The following is a 21,928-nucleotide window of genomic DNA, read 5'->3' as shown; positions in this document are numbered from 1 at the left end:
TACGTGGGCGGGCGGCGGAGCCGCCCGCGGTCACTCGCCCCAGGACTCGTAGATCTCCTTGCACTTGGGGCAGACCGGGGAACCGGGCTTGGCGGCCTTGGTCACCGGGAAGGTCTCCCCGCACAGCGCGACGACGAACGTGCCCATGACCGCGCTCTCGGCGATCCTGTCCTTGCGCACGTAGTGGAACATCTCGGGGCCGATGTCGGCGTCCTTCTGCTCCGGGCGTTCGAGAATCTCAGTGCTCACGTCCCCACCTCCGGCTTCCCAGTTTCGCAGGCCGGCCGGTTCGGGTCCACCACAGCCCTCCCGGCGGGCGGCCCGTACCGTAACGGAAGTGACCAACTTTCGCATCAGCCTCGGCGGTGAGGTGGCCGACGCCCTGCGTGCCGGGCATCCGGTCGTCGCGCTGGAGAGCACCATCGTCTCGCACGGACTCCCCCGACCGGACAACCTGCGCGTGGCGCGGCAGATCGAGCAGGCGGTACGCGACGCGGGCGCGGTTCCGGCGACCATCGGCATGGTCGCCGGTGAGCTGCGGGTGGGCCTGGACGACGCCCAGCTCACCCGCCTCGCCACGGTCGACGGGGTGAGCAAGCTCTCGGTCCGCGACCTGGCGCCGGCGGCGGCGACCGGCGCGGACGGCGCGACCACTGTCGCGGCCACGAGCGCGGTGGCGGCGGCGGCCGGGATCGAGGTGTTCGCCACGGGTGGGCTGGGCGGCGTGCACCGGGAGGCGGCGCAGACGTTCGACGAGTCGGCCGACCTGGTCACGCTGGCCCGTACCCCGATCGCGGTGGTGTGCGCCGGGGTGAAGTCGATCCTCGACACCGGCGCCACCCTGGAACGGCTGGAGACGCTTGGGGTGGGCGTGGTGGGCTACCGCACCCGCCGGTTCCCCGGTTTCTATCTCACCGACGCCGGCTTCGACCTGGACTGGTCGGTGGACTCGCCGGAGCGGGTGGCAGACGTGCTCGCCGCCCGGGCGGCGCACGGCGTGCACCGGGGCGCGCTCGTGGTGGCCAACCCACTGCCGGCCGACGAGCAGCTCGACCCGGCGCTGCACGACCGCACCCTGTCCGCCGGGCTGGCCGCGCTGGCCCGCGAGGGGATCACCGGCAAGGCCGTCACCCCGTTCCTGCTGGCGCACTTCCACTCCGCCACCGAGGGCGCCAGCCTGGCGGTGAACGTCCGGATCATCCTGCGCAACGCCGACCTGGCCGCGCGGATCGCGGTCGCCGCGGCCGGCACCATATGAGTTCCTCGCGCGTCGTCGTCGTCGGCGACGTGATCACCGACGTGGTCGCGATGCTGTCCGGTCCGCTGGCGACCGGCTCGGACACCGCCGCCGGGATCCGGTTCAGCGGCGGCGGGCAGGCGGCCAACACCGCGGCCTGGCTCGCCGGCCAGGGCGCGGCCGTGACGCTCGTGGCCGCCGTGGGCGACGACGAGCCCGGCCGGGAACGGGTCGCCGAGCTGACCCGGGTCGGCGTGGACTGCGCGGTGGAACGGCACGAGGGCTACCCGACCGGCACGGTGATCGTGCTCGCCCACGACGGGGAACGCACCATGATCAGCCAGCGGGGCGCGAACCTGCGGCTGACCGCGGCGCACGTGGAGGCCGCCCTGGCCGCGGCGCCCGACGCCGGGCATCTGCACCTGTCCGCGTACACCCTGTTGGACGTCGGGTCGCGCGGCGCGGGCCTGCGCGCGTTGGCCGCCGCCCGCGAGCGCGGGCTGACCGTGAGCGTCGACGCGGCCTCCGCGGCGCCGTTGCGGCGCGTCGGCGGGTCGTTCCTGACCTGGGTACGCGATGTCGACCTGCTGCTTGTCAACACGGACGAGGCGACGGTGCTGGCCGGCGGCCTGGATCCGGCGGCGCAGGCGCGGGCGTTGACCTCGGTGGCGCACCGGGTGGTGGTCAAACGCGGCGCGGCCGGGGCGGTCTGGGTGGAGCGCGGCGGTCGGGTGGAGGCGGCCCCGGCGCCCGGGGTGGCCGTAGTGGACGTGACAGGCGCGGGGGACGCGTTCGCGGCCGGCCTGCTCACCGCCTGGCTGGCCGGCGCCGATCCGCGCGCCGCCCTGGCCCGCGCCGGTGACCTCGGCGCCCTGGCCGTGACCACGGTGGGCGCCCGACCCACGCCCTGAGCCGGCGGACCGGTCCGGGCGTCGACGCGGCCGGACCGGTCAGGGCTCGGCGTCGATGACCTTGTGCGCGCGTTCCTCGGCGGGCAGCGCCATCGGTGGGGTCTCGTCGCGGCCCCGGTGTTGGAAGCGGGCGGCCAGCCGGTGTTCCTCCTTGGGCGGGCGGTCGTTCGCGAGCAGCACCGCGAGCCACGGGATGAGCACCATGCCGAGGGCGCAGAGCGGCAGCCAGAGCCAGAGCAGCGGGGCCTTCACGCCGACCAGGATCGCGCCCGCCACCAGGCAGGCGACCCGGACGGCCATCATCAGCACGTAACGCTTCTGCCGGCTGTTGAGCTGGTCGTCCTGGCTGCGCCGGGCGTCGGTGATCAGGATCGGCTGGTAGGCCTGACGCTTCACCACGGACCTCCTACGAGGGGATACGACCCATCCTGTCACTCCGCGCGGACGATCGACCAAGATCCGGCGACGTGTTACGTGCGTGGTACGCTGCGCCTTGTGGCCAACCGGTTCAGCTTCACCGACGAGGCGCTGGCGAACCTGCGGGTCTACGACGTCACGCCCGGGGAAGTCTGGGAGGCCCTGCACAGCCACCGCCGGGTCATCCGGCACCTCGGCGACGACGTCATGGTGGTCTACGCCACCGACCACCGCGGCCGGCGTCTCGCCGTGCTGCTGGCCGAGGCCGACGGCACCGACAACGACTGGGACATCCTCTCCGCCCGCGAGCTGAGCGACGTCGAGGCCAAGCGCTACGACGACGCGGTGCGGAGGTCACGCCGAGGAGGAGGCGGTCACCATGCACCGTGACGAGGCGACCAAGCGGTTCCACGAAGGCGGCGACGCGTTCGCCGACCTGATCGACGAGACGTCACCGGCGCAACTGCCCACCCCCGACACCGACGTGCCGATGGTCAGCCGGTCGGTACGCCTTCCGCTGGAGACGTACGACCGGGTCCGCGCCGCCGCCGACGCGCGCGGCATCGGCGTGACCACGCTGATGCGGCAGTGGATCGAGGCCGGCCTGGCCGACCTGGACGACTCGGCCACGGTCTCGCTTGCCGACGTGCGCCGCGCGCTGGCCTCGCTGTCCCGCCCCACCGCCGCCTGAGCGCCCGGCTCACGCCTCAGGCCCGGCCTCGCCGATGGTCTCCCGCCCGACCGGCGAGGCGGAGGACTCCGGCGGCCGTCCCCGGGAACGCCGGAAGTCGGCGAGCACGACGAGCGCCAGCACGCCGGCCACCGCGCCGAGCGCCAGCAGGGCCGGCCCGGCCGTCAGCACGGGCGCCAGCAGCAGCAGCGCCACCAGACCGGCCGGCCGGGAGCGGGAGACCCGGCCGAAGATCTCGTACTCGAAGCGGGAGCGGGCGACCAGGAACACCGCCGGGCCGCCCACCACGAAGACCAGCCGGCCCGGATCGGCCGGCGCGAACGGGTGGGCGATGACCAGCTCGTAGCCGACCGCGGCGCTCAGCACACCGAGCACCATGAACAGGTGGGTCTGCGCGGCCGACTCGGCCAGCCGCCCCGGCGTACCGGCCAGCCGCAACGCCTCCGCGAGCAGGTGTCCGGCCCGGTGGAAGTAGAGCCGCCAGAGCAACGCGGTGACACCGAACGCGAGCGCGAACGCGGCGGCCGACCGGGCGGAGAACCGCTCCCCGCTGTAGGACACGCCGATCACCAGGATCGACTCGCCGAGCGCGATCAGGAAGATCTGCTGGTAACGCTCGGCCAGGTGCTCCCCGGCGAGCAGCCAGCTCCGGATGCGTGACGGCCCGAGCCGGGGCAGCGGCCAGCCCAGGAACGCGCCCAGATAGTCCACCGCCAGCGCGACCACCCACAGCGGCAGGCGCAGGGCGGGCACCAGCGCGCCGGTCAGCCAGAGCGGGGTGGTCGCCACCGCCCAGCCGACCAGCCGCACCGGCACCGTCCACCGCGGATGCCCGCGCAACGCCGCCGCCAGCACCAGCGGACGCCCGACCATCATCACCACGTACGCGAGCGCGAACGCCAGCGCCCGCTCCTCAAGCGCGCGGGGAAGCGTCACCCCGAGCACCAGGCTGCCGAACATGACGCCGACCACGACCGCCTGGATGACCACGCGCTCCGGCTCGTACCGGCTGGTCACCCAGGTGGTGATGGTCCAGACGTGCCAGAGCACCAGGAAGAGCAGCAGCGTCCGGCCGACGTCGGCCGCGATGTGCCCGCCGTCGACGTCGGCCACCAGGCGTTGGGACACCCGGGTCAGCGCGAAGACGAAGACCAGATCGAAGAAGAGTTCCAGGAAGGTGGCCCGCGCGGGGCTGGACACGGTGCGCAGGAGCCCCCCGCCCCGCTGCTCGCTCACGCCTCAGCCCTTCGCGGCCTTCGCCTCCGCCTTCATCCGCTGCTTGAACTCGCGCACCCGGCGCAGCGACTCCGGGTCGGTCACGTCCGCCACCGACCGGTACGCCTCCGCGTCGCCGTAGTCGCCGGCCGCCTCGCGCCAGCCCGCCGGGGTGACCCCGAACCGCTTGCCCAGCAGCGCGACGAAGATCTGCGCCTTCTGCCGGCCGAAACCGGGCAGCTCACCGACCCGGCGCAGCAGCTCCCCGCCGTCGGTCACGTCCGACCAGAGCCGGGCCGGGTCGCCGTCGTAGCGCTCCACGAGCGCCCGGCAGACCTCCTGCGCCCGGGCCGCCATCGCCTTGGGGAAACGGTGCAGCGCCGGCGGCCGGGCGAACAGCTCCACAAGCGCCTCCGGGTCGTACCCGGCCAGTTCCCGGGCGTCCGGCTCGTGGCCGAGCCGCTGCGCCAGCACGTACGGCGAGGAGAACGCCTTCTCCATCGGCACCTGCTGGTCCAGCACCATGCCGAGGAGCAGCGCCAGCGGATCGCGCCGAAGAAGGTCGTTCGCGGCGGGGTCGATAGGCAAGGACAACGTCATGACAGTCATGGTCCCGCAACAGACCCCGACAACCATGCGGGTTCGACGAGACACGCCCTCGCCCCTGCCCACGCCGGGGCGACACCGAGCGCATGAACGGGTCGGAAGGATCGGAGCGGTTACCCTCGGTGCGTCGTCCCAACGGAGGTTGCCGTGCCGAGCCTGGAAAGACCCCGCGTCGAGTACCGCACGCCGGAAGACCTGGTCCGGGACGTGACGGCCGGGCGGGTACGGGTTCCGCCCTTCCAGCGTTCCTTCAGATGGGAGGGCGCGGACATCGTCCGGCTCTTCGACAGCATTCTGCGCGGATTTCCGATCGGGAACCTGGTGCTCTGGCGGCGCCCAGCACCAGCGCAGCATCTCCGTGTCGGCCCGCTCGAAGTGGACGCGGCCGAGTCCGCGGACGCGCTGTGGGTGGTCGACGGCCAGCAGCGAATCGTCGCCCTGGTCGGCGCGCTGACGTGCGCCGAGAGTTCGGTCGACCCACGCTTCCGGGTGCACCTGGATGTGGAGACGGGAACGTTCCATACCGCCGGGACTCGGCAGCAGTCCCCCCGGTCATGGCTGCCGGTCAACCGACTGGCCGACCCGGCCCTGCGCCACGTCTGGATGCGGGAGAACGCGGAGTGGGCTTCAGAGACTCATTTCGACCTGATCGACCAAGCGTCCTGGGCAATTCGCGACTACCGGATTCCCACTTACGTGGTGAACTCGGATGACGAGAATCTGGCGCTCGAAATATTCAATAGAATCAATACATTTGGTATGAGTTTGACACGGGCTGAGGTCTTCCAGGCGTTGCACGCCGGTGCCGTGGGCGGCGAGTTGAGCACCCTGCACGATCTCGGCCGGGTGTCCGCCACTCAGGGATTCGGCGGGCTCGACGATCGGCTGACCCTGCGCTGCGTCCTCGCGTACCGGGGCGGAGACATCTTCCGGGAGGACTTCCGCCAGGAGTTCGGGCCGCAGGACGACCCGGCCGAGACGCTGCGGGACGTGGCCGCGCGACTGCGCGAGGCGGTCGACTTCCTTCGCGGCCCCTGCGGTATTCCGCACATCAGGCTGCTGCCCTACTCCCACGTGCTGCCGATCCTGGTTCGCTTCATCCGCCTGCACGGCGTGCCGGCCGGCCGGCCGGCGACCCTGCTCCGCCGGTGGGTGTGGCGCAGCGCGGTCGCCGGCAGCCGGGCCCGTGGCGTGGGCGTCGCCGACGTGCGCAACCAGGTGGAGGCGGTCGACACGGCCGACCCGCAGACCGCGGCGATGAGCGTGCTCCGGCAGGTGCAGCAGTTCCCGGACTTCGTCGCGGAACTGGACAAGGTCCACTTCAATCACGCGATGACGAAGCTCAACACGTTGGGGCTTCTCTCCGCCGAGCCGCGCGACCCGGCGAGCGGAGACATCCTGGACGTGACCCGCCTGCTCGACCACGGAAGCCCACTGCGTCCACTGCTGCCCGACGACGGACCAGCCAGGCAGACGATCGCCAACCGACTCGTCCTGCCACCCGGGGAACGTCTGACGGCGGACCTCATGGCGACCGTCTCACCGACGGTCGCGGCCAGTCACCTGATCGACGAGGCCGCGCAGGAGCGCCTGGCGCGCGCGGACTGGGACGGCTTCCTCCACCTTCGGGAAGGCGTGTGCGAGCGGACCATCACCGACCACGTCAACCGGATGGCCGAGTGGGGCGCGCGGGACGGGCGGGCCATGACCGACATCCTCCGGCAGGTCGCCTGAGATGGCCGAGGTCACCGCGGAGGTGCGGCTGCACGGCCGTCGGGTCGGCGAGCTGAGTTTCCGACAGGGAGGCACGGAGTTCAGCTACGACGACGACCTCGCCTCGCCCCGCCATCAGGTGCTGGGACAGATCTTCGAGGACGACCCGCGAGCGATCCGGCGGGCCCGCGTCGGCCTGCCCGCCTGGTTCGCGAACCTGCTGCCCGAGGGCGCGCTCCGCCGCCAGATCGTCCGGGAGTTGGGTGGTGGGAACGTCGGCGACTTCACCCTGCTGCTGCGCTTGGGCGGCAACCTACCGGGCGCGGTGACGGTGCACGCCGACACCGAGCCGGAGGATGATGTCCTCCCGGCCACGCCAGGGGAGGTCGATCATCCGCTCCGGCACTCCCTGGCGGGCGTACAGCTGAAGTATTCGATCTCCGCGGAGCGCTTGGCCGTTCCGGTCAGCGGGCAGGGCGGGTGGTGGATCGTGAAACTGCCCGACCACGGGCTGCGGGACCTGCCGGTCAACGAATACCTCACCATGAGCTGGCTACGGTCGGCTGGTTTCCCGGTGCCGCCGGTGAACCTGATCCGCGCCGACGAGGTCAAGGGTCTCCCCGACGGCATGGTGGCACCGAGCGATCTCGTCTACCTCATCCAGCGGTTCGACCGGTCGCCCGCCGGACGGATCCACGCCGAGGACTTCGCCCAGGTCGCCGACGTCGAACCGATGTTCAAGTACAGCGAGTCGGGCACCTCCTACGACACCCTGGCCGCGGCCATCCTCCAACTTACCGGTGAGGACGGCTATCTCGACTTCGTCCGCCGGCTCGTCGCGATGCTTGTGGTCGGGAACACCGACGGGCACCTGAAGAACTGGGGACTGGTCTATCCGGACGGCCGGACGCCACGGCTCGCTCCGGTCTACGACTTCCACTCACTCTCGGTGTATTCGCGCTACCGGTGGTCGCCCTTGGCGCTCGGTCTCGGCAACGAGACGGTTCCGGCGCTGATCGACCACGCGCGCTTCCGCCGGCTGGCGGAGAGCGCCGGCGGAGATCCGGAAGCCACGTCGGAGGCGATTTCCCAGGCGGTCAGCCAACTGCGGGAAGCGTGGCACGGTGGCCTGGTGGACGAGGCTCGGAGCCGATTTCCCGCCCTGTCCGACCACTACTCCCAACGGCTTGAGACGTTGCCGATCTGCCGTTCCCGGTAGCGGGTACGGCGCGGCCCGGTGGACTCCGCTGGGGTCCACCGGGCCGCGCGGCCCACGGAGAGCGTCAGTTCACCACAAAGAGCAGCCGGTTCGGCGAGCCGGAGCCCGGGTTGGTCACCTTGCCGGTGGTGGCGTTGCTGGTCAGGTAGCTGGCCACCTGGGCCGGGGAGTAGGACGGGTTCGCGGACAGCACAAGCGCCGCCGCGCCGGCCACGTGCGGCGAGGCCATCGAGGTCCCGCTGATCGTGTTGGTCGCGCTGTCGCTGGTCCGCCAGGCCGAGGTGATCGACGAGCCCGGGGCGAACAGGTCCACGCAGGAGCCGTAGTTCGAGTACGAGGCACGGGCATCGGTGCTCGTGGTGGCGCCCACCGTGATCGCCGAGGCGACCCGGGACGGCGAGGAGTTGCAGGCGTTGGCGCTGGAGTTGCCGGCCGCGAGCGCGTACGTGATGCCGGAGCTGATCGAGTTGGCCACCGCGTTGTCGAGCGAGGTGCTGACGCCGCCGCCGAGGCTCATGTTGGCCACGGCCGGCTTGACCGCGTTCGAGGTCACCCAGTTGACGCCGTTGACCACGCCGGCGGTGGTGCCGCTGCCGGAGCAGTTGAGCACCTTCACCGCGATCAGGCGCACGCCCTTGGCCACGCCGTACGTGCTGCCGCCGACCGTGCCGGCGACGTGCGTGCCGTGGCCGTTGCAGTCGGTGTTGTTGCTGTCCACCGTGTTGGTGCCCCAGGTGGCCCGGCCGCCGAAGTCGCTGTGCGTGGTCCGGATGCCGGTGTCGATGATGTAGGCGCGCACGTTCGTGGCGGTGTTCGGGTAGGTGTAGGTGCCGTTGAGCGGCAGGTTGCGCTGGTCGATCCGGTCCAGCCCCCAGGTGGCGCCGGTCTGGGTGCCCTGGACGGTCATCCGCCGGTCCTGTTCGACGTACGCGACGGCCGGGTCGGCGGCGAGCCGACGTGCCTGTCCGGCGCTCATCTTCGCGCTGTAGCCGGTGAGCGCGGCGCTCCACACCGCTCCGACGCTTCCGCCGTACCGCTTGGCCAGGCCGGCGGCCCGGTCCGGCACGGCGGTACGGGCGGTGCGGCTGTTCGCGGCGCCGACCGCGTCGCCCTTGAGCACGACCAGGTAGCTGCCGCTGACGGCGCCGGCGGCGCCGGCGTACCGGACCTGGCCGGTCGGCGCGGCGAGAGCCGGGGTGGACGCGGCGGCGGTGAGGGCCGCGGCGGCGGCCGTGACGGCGAGCGCGCGCAGCGCACGACGCCGGGGAACGGACACGTCGGGCATGTTCTGGCTCCCTACCGGGCGGGCCGGTTCGTGGCCGGCGGGCCGCCCATCGACAGATGTTGACGGGAATGCTAACGACACATCGATGTCCGTGAAAGAGATAGTTGCCGGGTAATACCGTCTCCGAATCGGATCCGGCGGGTGCGCGCCGCGCCGGCCCGCGGGCCGGGCAGGATGGCTTCGTGGACCATCACGACATGCTGCTCTCCCCCGCCGGGGTCGACGCGCTGCGCACCGCGCTGACGCAGGCCCACTTCACCGCCAACGGCATCGCCGGGCGGCTCGGCTCGCAGGCCACCGGCGGGGTCGCCCGCAACGACCACCGCGCCGCCCTGCGCGCCACCGAGGACCGCGACCGGCTGGCCACGCTGATCCGGGTGTTCATCTGCGACCAGACCGAGCCGGAGCCGGTGGTGGCCGCCGCGCTGGCCCCGCTGACCGTGGACGAGGCGCTCGCCGGGGGCATCGTCGAGCGGCACGGCGACGGCCTGCGGGCCGGCGTGGACCTGGAGCCGTACGGCGACGACTGGTGGGTGCTCGCCGACGTGCCGGCCAGCGCCCGCCCCGGCCGGCCGCTGCACGCCGAGCACGTGCTCGGCATCGGCGGGGCCACCCAGACCCTGATCGGCGCCGCCGTGCGCCGCCCGGTGGAGACCGCGCTGGACCTCGGCACCGGCTCCGGCGTGCAGGCGCTGCACCTGGGCACCCACGCCCGCCGGGTCACCGCCACCGACGTCTCGGAGCGGGCGCTGCGCTTCGCCGCCACCACCGCCGCGCTCAACGGGCAGGACTGGGAACTGCTCCGCGGCGACATGGTCGCACCGGTGGCCGGACGCCGCTTCGACCTGGTGGTGAGCAACCCGCCGTTCGTGGTCGGCCCCGGCACCACCACGCACGTCTACCGCGACTCCGGACGGGTCGGCGACGCGATCGGCGCCGAACTGGCCGCCGCCGCCCCGCACCTGCTCACCGACGGCGGCACGATGCAGTACCTGGCGAACTGGGTGCACGTCACGGGCGAGGACTGGGGCGAGCGGGTCACCGGCTGGTTCGCCGGCACCGGCCTGGACGCCTGGGTCATCCAGCGCGAGGTGGCCGACCCGATGGCGTACGTGAACCTGTGGCTGACCGACGTCGGGGAGAGCGCCGACCCACAGCGGATGGAGGCGTGGCTGGACTGGTTCGACGCGCACAAGGTGGAGGCGATCGGATTCGGCATCGTTTCGCTGCGCCGGTCCGGCCACGAGCAACCGATCATCCGGGTCGAGGATCTGCGCCAGCGGGTGGAACCGCCGCTCGGCGACCGGATCGGCGAATGGTTCGACAGGCAGGACTGGCTGCGCGCCCGGGGCGCCGACGGCCTGCTCGCCGCCCGCTACCGGGCCGCCGACGGGCTCCAGCTACGCCAGGAGGCCACCATGGGCGACGACGGCTGGGCGGTGGACCGGCAGGTGCTCGCCATGCCGCGCGGACTGCGCTGGTCCGAGGAGATCGACCCGCTGGTGCTCGCCCTGGTCGGCGGCGCCGACGGCCGGCTGCCCCTGCGCGACCAGCTCGCCCTGCTCGCCGCCGCGCACGACGTGACACCTGACGAGCTGGCCGAGGCGGCCGGCCCGATCGTGGCCCACCTGGTCGAACGCGGCCTCGTCGAACCGGTGGTGGACTGATGCGGGCGCTTGTGCAGACCGTCGGCCGGGCCGCCGTCACGGTCGACGGCGCGGTGGTCGGCGAGATCACCGACGGGCTGCTGGTGCTGCTCGGCGTCACCCACACCGACACCCCGCAGCTCGCCGCCACCATGGCCCGCAAGCTGCACGAGCTGCGCATCCTGGACGACGAGCGCAGCGCCGCCGACACCGGCGCGCCGCTGCTTGTGGTCAGCCAGTTCACGCTCTACGGCGACGCCCGCAAGGGCCGGCGACCGAGCTGGACCGCCGCCGCCCCCGCGCCGGTCGCCGAACCCCTGGTGGAGGCCGTGGTCGGCGAGCTGCGCGCCCGCGGCGCGAAGGTGGAGACCGGCCGCTTCCGCACCCACATGCTCGTGGAGAGCGTGAACGTCGGCCCCCGCACCCTCCTGCTGGACCTCTAGCCGTTCCGGCCGGTCAGAAGAACAGGCCGCGGCGGGACAGCGACTGGCGCAGCCAGCCGTCGAGCTGGGCGGCCCAGTCGGTGCGGTCCGCCGTGGCGTGGTCCACCGTGAACCGCCCGAACGCGTCCCGGCCCTCGGTGAACAGGCCACCCCGCTTGTCCATCTCCAGCACCACGTGCACCTGCCGCGGATCGGTGACGAAGGTGACCTCGAGCTGGTTCATGGCGCCCGCGTACTGCGGCGCCGGATAGAACTCGATCTCCTGGTAGAACGGCAACTGCTGGTGTACGCCGTAGATGTGGCCCCGCTCGACGTCGGCGCGCGCGAAGCGGAAACCCAGCCGCAGCAGCGCCTCCAGCAGCCGTTCCTGGGCCGGCAGCGGGTGCACCGCCACCGCGTCCAGGTCGCCGGAGTCCACCGCCCGGGCCACCTCCAGCTCGGTGCGCAGGCCCATCGTCATGCCGTGCAGGTGCCGGCCGTACAGATCGGTGAGCGGGGTCTCCCACGGCACCTGGAAGCGAAACGGCACGTCGTACCGCTGCCCCTGCTCCAGCCGGAACGCGCCGGTCACCTGGACCCGGCCGAACTCCTGGTCGGTGTTGTACTCCGAGTCGCCGCTCTCCACCTCGACCCGGGTCATCAGGCCGAGCGAGACCCAGCTCACATCCACCTGGTGGTCGCCGCCGACCACCTGGATCCGGCCCTCAAGCTGACCACCGGGGCGGCAGTTCGGGTTGGCGAGCACCGTCTCCACCGACGGCCCGCCCACACCCATCGCCTGCATCAGCCGCTTGAGGACCACCACGTTCTCCGATCGCCGTTCCGTCCGCGACCCCATCGGGCCGGTCGCTGGCACGGTAACCGGGCCGGACAAACGACGACGGCAAATCCGCGCGGATTCGTGTCGGGTCCCCGATCGCCTCACTCCCGTCTCACGCCCCGACCGCCAAGCTGTTTGTCACCGGCCCACCGCGTCGACGACACGGGGCCGGGACGGCACGTAGGACACGGGGAGAGACAGAGATGACGCAGCAGATGATCGAGCACCAGGACTTGGACGTCACCCTCACCGACCTGGACGCCACCGACGAGCGCGGCGTCTCCACCGACCTGGTCCGGGCGTACCTGAACGGCATCGGCCGCACCAAGCTGCTCACCGCGGCGCAGGAGGTCGAGCTGAGCCGGCGGATCGAGGCCGGCCTCTTCGCCGAGGAGAAGCTCTCCGCCTGCACCCCGGTCTCCGCCGGGTTGCGCGCCGACCTGACGGTGGTCGCGGCCGAGGGACGCGCCGCGAAGGACCACCTGCTGGAGGCGAACCTGCGGCTCGTGGTGAGCATCGCCAAGCGCTACACCGGGCGGGGCATGGCCTTCCTCGACCTGATCCAGGAGGGCAACCTCGGCCTGATCCGCGCCGTCGAGAAGTTCGACTACACCAAGGGCTACAAGTTCTCCACCTACGCCACCTGGTGGATCCGCCAGGCCATCACCCGCGCCATGGCCGACCAGGCCCGCACCATCCGCATCCCGGTGCACATGGTCGAGCAGGTCAACCGGATGGTCCGGGTGCGCCGCGAGCTGTCGGTGACGCTGGGCCGCGAGCCCACCGTCGGCGAGGTCGCCCGCGCGTTGGAGGTCCCCGAATACCAGGTGATCGAGCTGATCTCCTACGACCGGGAGCCGGTCAGCCTCGACCAGGCGGTCGGCGAGGACGGCGAGAGCGCGCTCGGCGACTTCGTCGCCGCGGTGGACCCGCGTACCGAGCCCGGCGACGCCGCCAGCAACGGCGAGCTGCGCAACGAGGTACGCATCGTGCTCGCCACCCTCTCCCAGCGGGAGCAGGCGGTGATCCGGCTGCGCTTCGGCCTCGACGACGGCCGCCAGCGCACCCTCGACGAGGTGGGCCGCGAGTTCGGGCTGTCCCGCGAGCGGATCCGGCAGATCGAGAAGATCACGCTGCTCAAGCTGCGCGACCCGGAGCGGGCGAACCGCCTGGAGGCGTACGCCTGCTGACCCCGTGTCGCACAGTCCGGCCCCGGCGGTTCGCCGGGGCCGGATTGCGTTAAGCGGGGGCCCCTTCCCTACCGGAGGCGTTAAAAGGGGGCCCCGCCTTACAACCGGCGGGGGCCGGTGTCGGGGCGCGGCGAAGCCGCGCCGGCGCCGATGGTGGCGTGCAGCACCGAGACGCCGTCCGGGCGGGCCAGCACCGGATTGAGCGTCAGCGACCGTACCCGCGGCTGCTCGTCGGCCAGCCGACCGACCCGCATCAGCAGGTCGACCAGCGCCGCCCGATCGACCGGCGCGGCGCCCCGGTGCCCCCGCAGCAACGGCGCGGCGCGCGGCTCGTCGACCAGCTCGGCGGCGTCCCGGTCGGTCAACGGCACCGCCCGCCACGCCCGGTCGCCGAGCAGCTCCGTCGCCACCCCACCCAGCCCGAACCCGACCACCGGCCCGAACGCCGGATCCTCCACCAGCTCCACCACGCACGCCACCCCCGGCGCGACCATCGGCTGAACAAGCACCTCCGCGCCGAACACCGGGGCCATCTCCGCGTACGCGCGGCGCAGCGCGACGGCGTCGGCCAGGTCGAGCCGGACCGCGCCCAGATCGAGCCGGTGCCGCAGCCCCGGGGCCGCCGCCTTCAGCGCCACCGGCCAGCCGAGCCGTTCCCCCGCCGCCACCACCTCGTCGGCCGAGCCGGCCGGAACCGACTCCACCACGTCGATCCCGTACGCGCCCAGCAACGCCGCCGGATCCGCCCCGTCCGGCCCCAGCGCCGCCTGCCCCGCCGCCCGGTCCACCCCGGCCAGCTCGGGCAGCGCCCCCGGCGGCCGGCGCAGCCAGTCCGCGTACCCGGTGACCCGGGCCAGCGCCCGCACCGCCTCCTCCACGCTCGGATACGCCGGCACCCCGGCGGGCACCCGACCGGCGAGGAACGTCGCCACCACCGGCTTGCCGGTGGCCGGCAGCGCCGCCGCGAAATCCGCCTCCGGATCGGTGAGCTGGCCCGGCAACGGCGGGGCGAAGACCGCCACCACGGCGTCCACCCGCTCGTCGGCCGCCGCGGCGGCAAGCGCGGCGGCGTATGCGGCGGCGCCGCCGGTCGGCCCCACGTCGTGCGGGTAGCCGTCCGCCACCACCAGCCCCTGCCCGGCGCCGGCGGTCGCCGCCAGCCCGGTCAACGCCGACGAGTTGCCCACCACGGCGACACGCCGCCCCGCCGGCAACGGCTGGTGCGCCAACAGCACCCCCACATCGAGCAGTTCGGACACGGTGTCCACCCGGATCACCCCGGACTGGGCGAACAACGCGCTCACCGCGGCGGCGTCGAGCGCCGGCGCGTCACCCACGCCCGGCGGCCGGGCCAGCGACGCCAACGCCACCACCGGCTTGCTCCGGCCGATCCGGCGGGCCAACCGGGCGAACTTGCGCGGGTTGCCGAACGTCTCCAGATAGAGCGTGATCACGTCGGTGCCCGGATCGTCCTGCCAGTACTGCAACAGGTCGTTGCCGGACACGTCGGCCCGGTTGCCGGCCGACACGAAGCTGGACAGCCCGAGCCCCCGCCGGGACGCCTCCGCCAGCAACGCCACCCCGAACGCGCCGGACTGGCTGAACACGCCCACCCGGCCCGGTGCCGGCAGCACCGGGGCGAGCGTCGCGTTCAGGCGTACCGCCGGGTCGGTGTTGGCGACGCCGAGACAGTTCGGGCCGACCACCCGCATGCCGGCCAGATGCGCGGCCCGCACCAGCGCCCGCTGCGCCGCCGCGCCGGCCGGACCGGACTCGGCGAACCCGGCCGACACCACCACCAGCCCGTGCGCGCCGGCCCGGGCCGCGTCCTGGACCACCTCGGTCACCGCCTCCGGCGCGACCGCCACCACGGCCAGGTCGATGTCCAGCCCGGCGTCGACCGCCGACGGGTACGCCGGCAGCCCGGCCACGGTCGCCGCGCTCGGATGCACAGGCACGACCGCCCCGGCGAACCCGCCGTCGCGCAGGTGCCCGAGCAGCGCCGCGCCGACGCCCTGACCGGTGGTGCTGGCGCCGTAGACGGCGATGCCGCGCGGCGCGAGCAGCCGGGCGATCGACCGCGCCTCGGTGCGGTGCTCCCGGCCCCGCTGCACCGCGAGCGTCGCCTCGGTCGCCGCGATCGGGAAGCTCAGGTGCACGACACCGTCGGCGTACTGGCGCTGGACCTGGTAGCCGAAGTCGGCGAAGACCCGCAGCATCGTCCCGTTGGCCGGCAACACCTCGGCGACGAAGTGCGCGATGCCGTGCCGACCGGCCGCGTCCGCCAGGTGCTCCAGCAGCACCGAGCCGATGCCCCGGCCCTGGTAGGCGTCCTCCACCACGAACGCCACCTCGGCCTCCGGCGAGGCCGGACCGAGCCGCTCGTACCGGCCCACGGCCACGATCCGCTCGCCGGCCAACACCACGAACGCCTCCCGGTCGCGGTGGTCCACGGTGACGAACCGCCTCAGGTCCCGCTCCGGGATCCGCGGGTACGGCGAGAAGTAGCGCAGGTAACGGGTGCGCTCGGAGAAGCGGGCGTGCATCGCCACGATCGCCGCCGCGTCGTCCGGACGGATCTGCCGCAACTGCACCGTCGTACCGTCGCTGAGCAGCACGTCCACCGGCGTCACCGGTCGGTCCTCCCCCACCGCCGGCTCAGTCGCGCGGATCGTGCGGATCGAGCCCGAGCAGCGGGAAGACGGCCCGGCGGGTCGCCGCGACCGCCCGGTCCACCGCGTTCGGCTCGCCGCTGGGCTGCCACGGCTGATATTCCGGGTCCACGTCGTCGGTCATCCGCAGCGGAACCTCGTGCCCCGGCCGCCGGCGCCGGGCCAGCTCCCGCCAGCCCGGCGGGGTGAGCGCGGCCGGGTCGAGCGGCTCGCCGGTGGCCACCGCCAGCAGATGCGTCCAGGCCCGGGGCACCACCTCGACAAGCGCGTACCCGCCGCCGCCGGTGGCCACCCAGCGGCCGTCGCACAGCTCGTCGGCGAGCGCCCGCAACACCAGGTAGGTGGCCCGCTGCCCGTCCACCGACAGGTGCAGGTCGGCCAACGGATCGGCGCGGTGCCCGTCCGCACCGCACTGGGTGACAAGCACCTGCGGCCGGAACGCACGCAACACCGACGGCACCACCGCGTGGAACGCCCGCTGCCAGCCGGCGTCACCGACCCCCGGCGGCAGCGGCAGGTTCACCGCCGTGCCCTCCGCGCCCGGCCCCCCGGTCTCGTCCGGGAACCCGGTGCCGGGAAAGAGCGCCAGCGGGGTCTCGTGCAGGCTGACCGTGAGCACGCGCGGATCCCGGTAGAAGATCTCCTGCACCCCGTCGCCGTGGTGCACGTCCACGTCCACGTACGCGATCCGCTCCGCGCCCAGGTCGAGCAGGCGGGCGATGGCCACCGCCGGATCGTTGTAGACACAGAAACCGGACGCCCGGGCCGGCATGGCGTGGTGCAGGCCGCCGGCCACGTTCACCGCGCGGCGGGCCTCGCCCCGCCACACCGCCTCGGCGGCGGCCACACTGGCGCCGACGATCAACGCGCTGGACTCGTGCATCCCCTCGAAGACCGGATTGTCCGAGGTGCCCAGCCCGAAACCGGCGAAGAGCGGGTCACCCGGCGCGGCCCGGACCGCGTCCAGGTAGGCCGGGTCGTGCACCCGGGTCAGCAGCGCGTCGTCGGCCGGCTCCGGCTTGACCAGACGCACCCCGGGCCGGTCGAGCACCCCCAACTCCCGGGCCAGCGCCATGGTCAGCTCCACCCGGACCGGATCGAGGGGATGGTCGCCCATGTCGTAGGCGAGGAGAGACTCGTCCCACACCACCACCGTGTCGTCGGCCATGCGGCCATCGTCGCACGTGGCCCGGGAGGCGCCCACGAGCCGCGCGCTCACCCGCCGGTCGCCACCGGACGGTCCGGGTCGGCCACCCACTCGCTCCACGAGCCGACGTACAGCGCGGCGTCCGGCCGGCCGGCCAGATGCAGCGCCAACACCGCCTGGGCGGCGGTCACCCCGGAGCCGCAGTACGCCCCGACCGGCGTGTCCCCGGTCACCCCGGCCGCGGCGAAGCGCTCGCGCAGCGCCTCGGCGGCGGGGAACCGGCCCTGCGTCACGTACCCCGGTGCGGGCAGGTTGACCGCGCCCGGGACGTGCCCGGCGACCGGGTCGACAGGTTCGATCTCGCCCCGGTAGCGCGGGGCGGCCCGCACGTCCAGCAGCACCCCGGCGTCGGCGGCGGCGAGCCGGGCGGCCCCGGCGGCGTCGAGCACCGGCAGCGCGCCCGGCGCGACCGTCACGTCGCCGCGCGCGGGCGCGGGCGTCGCGGTGTCCACCGGCAGGCCGGCGGCGACCCAGGCCGGCCAACCGCCGTGCAGCACCCGCACCGCCAGGTGCCCGGCCCAGCGCAGCGTCCACCAGGCCCGCGCCGCGGACATGCCGTCGCCGCCGTCGTACACCACCACGGGGTGCCCGGCGCGGACGCCGGCGGCCCGCAGCGCGGCCTGCAACGACGCCGGGTCGGGCAGCGGGTGCCGCCCGGCGGCGCCGGGCCGGCCGCACAGCTCGGTGTCCAGGTCGACGAAGACGGCGCCGGGCAGGTGGCCGGCGGCGTAGTCGTCGCGGCCGGGCGGCCCGGCGAGCCGCCAGCGGACGTCGAGGAGCACGGGCGGGTCGGCGCGGTCCAGCTCGGCGGCGAGCCGGTCCGCCTCGACGAGCAGCTCTGCGGTTCCGGACATGCGGTCCAGTCAACACCATCCCGGCACCGACCTCCGGGTTCGCCTGCGTTCGAGCGTCGGTGGCAGCGGGTAGCATCGGACGCCGGGAGGCCGCTGACGTGAAGCACGACTTAGTTGACACTACCGAGATGTATTTGCGCACCATCCTCGAGTTGGAAGAGGAAGGTGTGCCGCCGCTGCGCGCCCGCATCGCCGAGCGGCTGCGACAGAGCGGGCCCACCGTCAGTCAGACCGTCGCCCGGATGGAGCGGGACGGCCTGCTCACCGTCGAGGGCGACCGGCACCTGACTCTCACCCCGCTGGGCCGCAACTCCGCGGTCTCGGTGATGCGCAAGCACCGGCTGGCCGAGCTGCTGCTGGTCAACGTGATCGGGATGCCCTACGAGGAGGCCCACGAGGAGGCCTGCCGCTGGGAGCACGTGATGAGCGACGCGGTCGAGAAGCGGGTCTACGACCTGCTCAACCGCCCGTCCCGCTCGCCGTACGGCAACCCGATCCCGGGCCTGGAGGAGCTGGGCGACCCGGGCCAGCACCCGGCCGAGACGGTCGAGGGCGAGCGCAACCTGGCCTTCCCCGGCCTGTCCGGGCCGGTGGTGGTGCGGCGGATCTGCGAGAGCGTGCAGACCGACTCGGACGTGCTCCGGCAGTTGCACGCGGCGGGCGTCGACCCGGGCGCGACAGTCACCGTGGCGCAGGAGCGCGACGGGGTGTCCATCGACCGTTCCGGCGACCGGGTGCGACTGCCCCGCGAGGTGGCGTCCCGGGTGTTCGTCGCGGCTCGCTGACCGCGCCCACCGGCCGCCTCAGAGCTTGCGGGGGTCGATCACCTGGGCCAGCGCGACAAGCTTTCCGGTCGCCTTCTCCACCTCCGCCGTGGCGGTGCCCTCCGGGCTGGTCCAGCGGAGGCTCGCGAGCCGGTCCCCGGCGGCCAGCCAACCCACCTCGGCGACCGGGCCGGCCGTCTTGGTCTTCGGCGCCGTCCGCCGGTAGGCGATCTTGCCGAGCTTGGTCACCTTCACCGCCCCGCGCGGCTGCACGTCGGCCGTGAACGTCGCCGTGTCGATCGAGGCCTCGGTCACGGCGAGCGTCAGTTCCGGCAGCGCCGCGTCCCGGGCGCGGACCACGCAGGTGTGCGTGTCGCCGCGTTCGGTGGCGGCGGCCACGTCGAACGTGCCGCCGGTGTGCTCGGCGATCACCGCGAAGTCGAGCAGCCGGCACGCGCCCCCGGAGGAGGCGGCGACGACCTCGGCGGCCGGTGGCGGGGCCTCCGGCACGGCCGCCGGGGAGGCGTCGTCGGCGCAGCCGGTGGCGAGCAGGACGGCCGAGGTGGCCAGCCAGGTACGGGCGCGCACGGGGAGACCTCCGCGATCAGCGGCGGGGCCGGCCCGCCGGAGTTCCGTCGGACACCGTACGGCCCGTCCGGCGGGGACGGAAGCCCTCAGCCTTTCTCCCGCGCGGCTTCGTGGGCGGCGTTCAGGCGTTCGAGCGGGCTCGGGCCGTCGTGGTGTCGCGGCGGGGCGTCGAGGTGGCGCACCCGGAGTTCGTCCATGAGTTCCTCGACGAACGCCGGGCCGGCGTCCCGCATGACGCGCTGCCGGGTCTGGAGTTCCTCGGTGCCGGGGCACCAGTCGAGGCCCCAGTTGCCCAGCGCGTAGAGGACGGGAACGGTCTGGATGCCGGCTTCGGTGAGGCTGTAGCGGGCGCGTTGGCCCCGGGCCGCGGTGCCACGGGTGAGGATGCCCGCCTCGACGAGCCGCACGAGGCGGTCGGCGAGGATGTTCGACGCGATGCCCTCGATCGACCCGGTGAGCAGCGCCCGGAAGTAGCGGCGGTCGCCGAAGATGACGTCGCGGAGCACGAGCAGCGCCCACCGGTCTCCGAGCACCTCGACGGCTGCGTTGATCGGACATCCGGACCGTGATTTCACGACTCCTCCTTGACAGGGACCTTGACCCCCAACATAGTGGTTGCGGATTGCAATCACTAGAGGGCGGAGGGGATGATGGGCCGCTTCCTGTACTGGATGAACGTGTCCCTCGACCTACGGATCGAGCAGGTTCCCGGTGACGACGGCGCCGGCGAGTGGCTGCGCATCGACGAGGAACTGCACCGGGAGTTCAACGCGCGGGCGGGAAAGCTCGCCGGCATGGTCCAGGGCCGGGTGATCTACGAGACGATGGAGGAGTACTGGCCACGGGCGCGTGCGGACACGTCGCTGCCGGACGTCATGCGCGAGTACGGCGAGATCTGGACCTCCACCCCCAAGGTGCTCGTCTCCCGCACCCGCCGAAGCGCCGACCACCACACCCAGATCATCGGCGGGGAGGACGCGATCGAGCAGTTGGCCAAGCTGCGGGCGGAGACCGACGGCACCCTCGGCGTGGGCGGCGCGACGCTCGCCACGCAACTGCTCCGGGCCGGCCTGCTCGACGAGTTGTTGCTCTTCACCCACCCGGCGATCCTGGGCTTCGGCCGTCCGCTGTTCGACGACTGGGACCGGCCGGTCGACCTCGACCTGATCGAGCAGCGATCCTTCCCGCAGGGCGTCACCATGCACCACTACGCCATCCGCGGCGCGAACCCGTGCTGAGGCAGGTCGCCGACGGCGTGCTTGTGCACCAGAGCGAATTCCTCCAGACCAACACCACGGTGGTGCGGGGCCGCGCCGGCGTGCTGCTCGTCGACCCCGGGTTGCAGGAGCACGAACTGGTCTGCCTCGCGGACGACCTGTCCGCCGCGGGCCAAACCGTCGTGGCGGGTTTCTCGACGCATCCGGACTGGGACCACCTGCTCTGGCACACGCGGCTCGGCGACGCGCCCCGCTACGGCACGGCCCGCTGCGCGACCGCCGCCGGCGAACAACTGTCCGACCCGGACGCCAAGGCGCACATCACCGAACACCTGGCCGAGACGGAGATCGCCGGGCAGGTCCCGCTGGACGGCTACGGCCTGGTCACCGCCCTGCCCGCCGGAACGACGCGGGTTCCCTGGGCCGGCCCCGAGGTCCGGATCATCGAGCACCAGGCGCATGCGCCGGGCCACGCGGCGCTGTTCCTCGCGGAGCACGGGGTTCTCGTCGCCGGCGACATGCTCTCCGACGTCCTGGTCCCGATGCTCGACCCGGACGCCACCGACCCGGTCGAGGACTACCTCGCGGGGTTGCGGCTGTTGGAGAGCGTGGCGGCCGACGTCGACGTCGTCGTCCCCGGCCACGGGTCGGTGGGCGGGGCCGGCCAGGCGTACGAGCGGATCGAGCGGGACCGGGCGTACGTGCTCGCCCTGCGGGACGGCCGCGAGCCCGACGACAGGCGGATCGGCCCGTCGGCCGCGCCCGGCTGGGAGTGGGTGAGCGACGTGCACCAGGGGCAGGTCCAGCGCCTGGCCGCCACACGCTAGGCCACGTACGGGCAGTGCCGGCATCCGCGCCCGCAGCACGTGCCACGCCGGGCCAGGAACCCGGCGCTGAGCACGAACAACCCGGTCTCCGGGTCGAGGTAGCCGGCTTCCCCGGCGGCCAGCGCGGCGGCGTGCGCGGCCAGGATCCGGGCCCGCCCGGGATGCTCCGGCGGCAGCCGCGACGGGTGCGGCTCGGTAAGCGGCCGGTCCGCCAGCTCATCCCTCACCGCTGAAGTGTAAGGAGGGGCCCCCGCTTAACGTTTTCTGCATAGGCGGGGCCCCCTATTAACCGCGAGTGTTATGCGCCGGGGCGAACGCCGGTGGCACCCGAACCCGGCCGCCACCCGATGCCCCGCACCCGCATTCACGGAAAGAGTGGCCATCCGAGCCCGAATAGCCACTCTTT

At 73.3% G+C, this 21,928-nt stretch carries 24 protein-coding genes; 12 read left to right on the top strand and 12 right to left on the bottom strand.

The window, feature by feature from the left end:
* Positions 1–30 precede the first annotated feature (30 nt).
* Positions 31–249: a DUF3039 domain-containing protein gene (locus SM450_RS11800; RefSeq protein WP_474619761.1), complete on the bottom strand. Its 219-nt coding sequence runs from the start codon at positions 247–249 to the stop codon at positions 31–33.
* 88 nt (positions 250–337) lie between these two features.
* Here SM450_RS11800 and SM450_RS11795 point away from each other — a divergent pair, with 88 nt between their 5' ends.
* Together SM450_RS11795 and SM450_RS11790 are read left to right on the top strand one after the other, a co-directional pair.
* Positions 338–1,258, top strand: coding sequence for a pseudouridine-5'-phosphate glycosidase (locus SM450_RS11795; protein ID WP_474619760.1), 921 nt, complete (start codon positions 338–340; stop codon positions 1,256–1,258).
* Positions 1,255–2,148 carry a carbohydrate kinase family protein gene (locus SM450_RS11790; RefSeq protein ID WP_474619759.1) on the top strand — a complete coding sequence of 298 codons (894 nt, stop codon included), beginning with the start codon at positions 1,255–1,257 and terminating at the stop codon, positions 2,146–2,148. The genes SM450_RS11795 and SM450_RS11790 overlap by 4 nt, the downstream gene beginning before the upstream one ends.
* Positions 2,149–2,187: 39 nt before the next feature.
* On the opposite strand, the gene SM450_RS11785 is transcribed toward SM450_RS11790, so the two are convergent.
* Positions 2,188–2,544, bottom strand: a complete 357-nt coding sequence (locus SM450_RS11785; protein WP_474619758.1) for a DUF3099 domain-containing protein — start codon at positions 2,542–2,544, stop codon at positions 2,188–2,190.
* A gap of 99 nt (positions 2,545–2,643) precedes the next feature.
* On the opposite strand from SM450_RS11785, the gene SM450_RS11780 reads away from it, so the two are divergent.
* Positions 2,644–2,955 (top strand): hypothetical protein, encoded by a 312-nt coding sequence (locus SM450_RS11780; protein ID WP_474619757.1) that lies wholly within the window; start codon positions 2,644–2,646, stop codon positions 2,953–2,955.
* Complete coding sequence (locus SM450_RS11775; protein ID WP_474619756.1) at positions 2,945–3,256, top strand: hypothetical protein; 312 nt, start codon at positions 2,945–2,947, stop codon at positions 3,254–3,256. The genes SM450_RS11780 and SM450_RS11775 overlap by 11 nt, the downstream gene beginning before the upstream one ends.
* 9 nt (positions 3,257–3,265) lie before the next feature.
* Here SM450_RS11775 and SM450_RS11770 read toward each other — a convergent pair whose 3' ends face one another.
* On the bottom strand, positions 3,266–4,492 hold the full coding sequence (locus SM450_RS11770) for a low temperature requirement protein A (protein ID WP_474619755.1): 1,227 nt from the start codon (positions 4,490–4,492) through the stop codon (positions 3,266–3,268).
* Positions 4,493–4,495: 3 nt separating this feature from the next.
* Entirely contained in the window at positions 4,496–5,080 is a 585-nt protein-coding gene (locus tag SM450_RS11765) for an HhH-GPD-type base excision DNA repair protein (protein WP_474619754.1), read from the bottom strand.
* Positions 5,081–5,224: 144 nt separating this feature from the next.
* Between SM450_RS11765 and SM450_RS11760 the strand changes: the two genes are divergently transcribed.
* Both SM450_RS11760 and SM450_RS11755 read left to right on the top strand, forming a co-directional pair.
* Entirely contained in the window at positions 5,225–6,811 is a 1,587-nt protein-coding gene (locus tag SM450_RS11760; protein WP_474619753.1) for a GmrSD restriction endonuclease domain-containing protein, read from the top strand.
* Position 6,812: 1 nt separating this feature from the next.
* Complete coding sequence (locus SM450_RS11755) at positions 6,813–8,009, top strand: type II toxin-antitoxin system HipA family toxin (protein ID WP_474619752.1); 1,197 nt, start codon at positions 6,813–6,815, stop codon at positions 8,007–8,009.
* A 64-nt stretch (positions 8,010–8,073) separates the two neighbouring features.
* Here SM450_RS11755 and SM450_RS11750 read toward each other — a convergent pair whose 3' ends face one another.
* Positions 8,074–9,294, bottom strand: a complete 1,221-nt coding sequence (locus SM450_RS11750; protein ID WP_474619751.1) for a S8 family peptidase — start codon at positions 9,292–9,294, stop codon at positions 8,074–8,076.
* Positions 9,295–9,476: 182 nt separating this feature from the next.
* Between SM450_RS11750 and SM450_RS11745 the strand changes: the two genes are divergently transcribed.
* Positions 9,477–10,961 carry a DUF7782 domain-containing protein gene (locus SM450_RS11745; protein ID WP_474619750.1) on the top strand — a complete coding sequence of 495 codons (1,485 nt, stop codon included), beginning with the start codon at positions 9,477–9,479 and terminating at the stop codon, positions 10,959–10,961.
* A complete protein-coding gene (dtd, locus tag SM450_RS11740; RefSeq protein ID WP_474619749.1) occupies positions 10,961–11,383 on the top strand; it encodes a D-aminoacyl-tRNA deacylase in 423 nt (140 codons plus the stop codon). The genes SM450_RS11745 and dtd overlap by 1 nt, the downstream gene beginning before the upstream one ends.
* Before the next feature lie 13 nt (positions 11,384–11,396).
* On the opposite strand, the gene SM450_RS11735 is transcribed toward dtd, so the two are convergent.
* A complete protein-coding gene (locus SM450_RS11735; protein WP_474620061.1) occupies positions 11,397–12,185 on the bottom strand; it encodes a sporulation protein in 789 nt (262 codons plus the stop codon).
* 221 nt (positions 12,186–12,406) lie between these two features.
* Between SM450_RS11735 and sigB the strand changes: the two genes are divergently transcribed.
* Positions 12,407–13,393: an RNA polymerase sigma factor SigB gene (gene sigB, locus SM450_RS11730; RefSeq protein WP_474619748.1), complete on the top strand. Its 987-nt coding sequence runs from the start codon at positions 12,407–12,409 to the stop codon at positions 13,391–13,393.
* Between the two features lie 98 nt (positions 13,394–13,491).
* Here the strand turns inward: sigB and SM450_RS11725 are convergent, their stop codons facing one another.
* From SM450_RS11725 to SM450_RS11715, 3 genes are read right to left on the bottom strand one after another with little or no spacing between them, the layout of a single operon-like run.
* Positions 13,492–16,026, bottom strand: coding sequence for a bifunctional acetate--CoA ligase family protein/GNAT family N-acetyltransferase (locus SM450_RS11725; RefSeq protein WP_474619747.1), 2,535 nt, complete (start codon positions 16,024–16,026; stop codon positions 13,492–13,494).
* A 25-nt stretch (positions 16,027–16,051) separates the two neighbouring features.
* Entirely contained in the window at positions 16,052–17,233 is a 1,182-nt protein-coding gene (locus tag SM450_RS11720; RefSeq protein ID WP_474619746.1) for an acetoin utilization protein AcuC, read from the bottom strand.
* Positions 17,234–17,280: 47 nt separating this feature from the next.
* On the bottom strand, positions 17,281–18,126 hold the full coding sequence (locus tag SM450_RS11715) for a sulfurtransferase (protein ID WP_474619745.1): 846 nt from the start codon (positions 18,124–18,126) through the stop codon (positions 17,281–17,283).
* Between the two features lie 98 nt (positions 18,127–18,224).
* Between SM450_RS11715 and SM450_RS11710 the strand changes: the two genes are divergently transcribed.
* The gene (locus SM450_RS11710; RefSeq protein ID WP_474619744.1) at positions 18,225–18,911 is read left to right on the top strand and encodes an iron-dependent transcriptional repressor DtxR; all 687 of its coding nucleotides are present in this window, start codon (positions 18,225–18,227) and stop codon (positions 18,909–18,911) included.
* Between the two features lie 18 nt (positions 18,912–18,929).
* Here SM450_RS11710 and SM450_RS11705 read toward each other — a convergent pair whose 3' ends face one another.
* Together SM450_RS11705 and SM450_RS11700 are read right to left on the bottom strand one after the other, a co-directional pair.
* On the bottom strand, positions 18,930–19,478 hold the full coding sequence (locus tag SM450_RS11705) for a hypothetical protein (protein ID WP_474619743.1): 549 nt from the start codon (positions 19,476–19,478) through the stop codon (positions 18,930–18,932).
* A gap of 86 nt (positions 19,479–19,564) precedes the next feature.
* Positions 19,565–20,053 (bottom strand): winged helix-turn-helix transcriptional regulator, encoded by a 489-nt coding sequence (locus tag SM450_RS11700; protein WP_474619742.1) that lies wholly within the window; start codon positions 20,051–20,053, stop codon positions 19,565–19,567.
* Between the two features lie 75 nt (positions 20,054–20,128).
* Between SM450_RS11700 and SM450_RS11695 the strand changes: the two genes are divergently transcribed.
* Together SM450_RS11695 and SM450_RS11690 are read left to right on the top strand one after the other, a co-directional pair.
* A complete protein-coding gene (locus SM450_RS11695; protein WP_474619741.1) occupies positions 20,129–20,716 on the top strand; it encodes a dihydrofolate reductase family protein in 588 nt (195 codons plus the stop codon).
* Positions 20,710–21,522 (top strand): MBL fold metallo-hydrolase, encoded by an 813-nt coding sequence (locus tag SM450_RS11690; protein WP_474619740.1) that lies wholly within the window; start codon positions 20,710–20,712, stop codon positions 21,520–21,522. Before SM450_RS11695 ends, SM450_RS11690 begins: the two co-directional genes overlap by 7 nt.
* On the opposite strand, the gene SM450_RS11685 is transcribed toward SM450_RS11690, so the two are convergent.
* A complete protein-coding gene (locus tag SM450_RS11685; protein ID WP_474619739.1) occupies positions 21,519–21,749 on the bottom strand; it encodes a DUF5522 domain-containing protein in 231 nt (76 codons plus the stop codon). The two genes, SM450_RS11690 and SM450_RS11685, sit on opposite strands and share 4 nt — an antisense overlap.
* Positions 21,750–21,928: the final 179 nt, after the last annotated feature.

Source organism: Micromonospora marincola, assembly GCF_056150385.1.
Note: the sequence above shows the minus strand (reverse complement) of the source record. Positions and strands in the feature narration are given on the sequence as shown.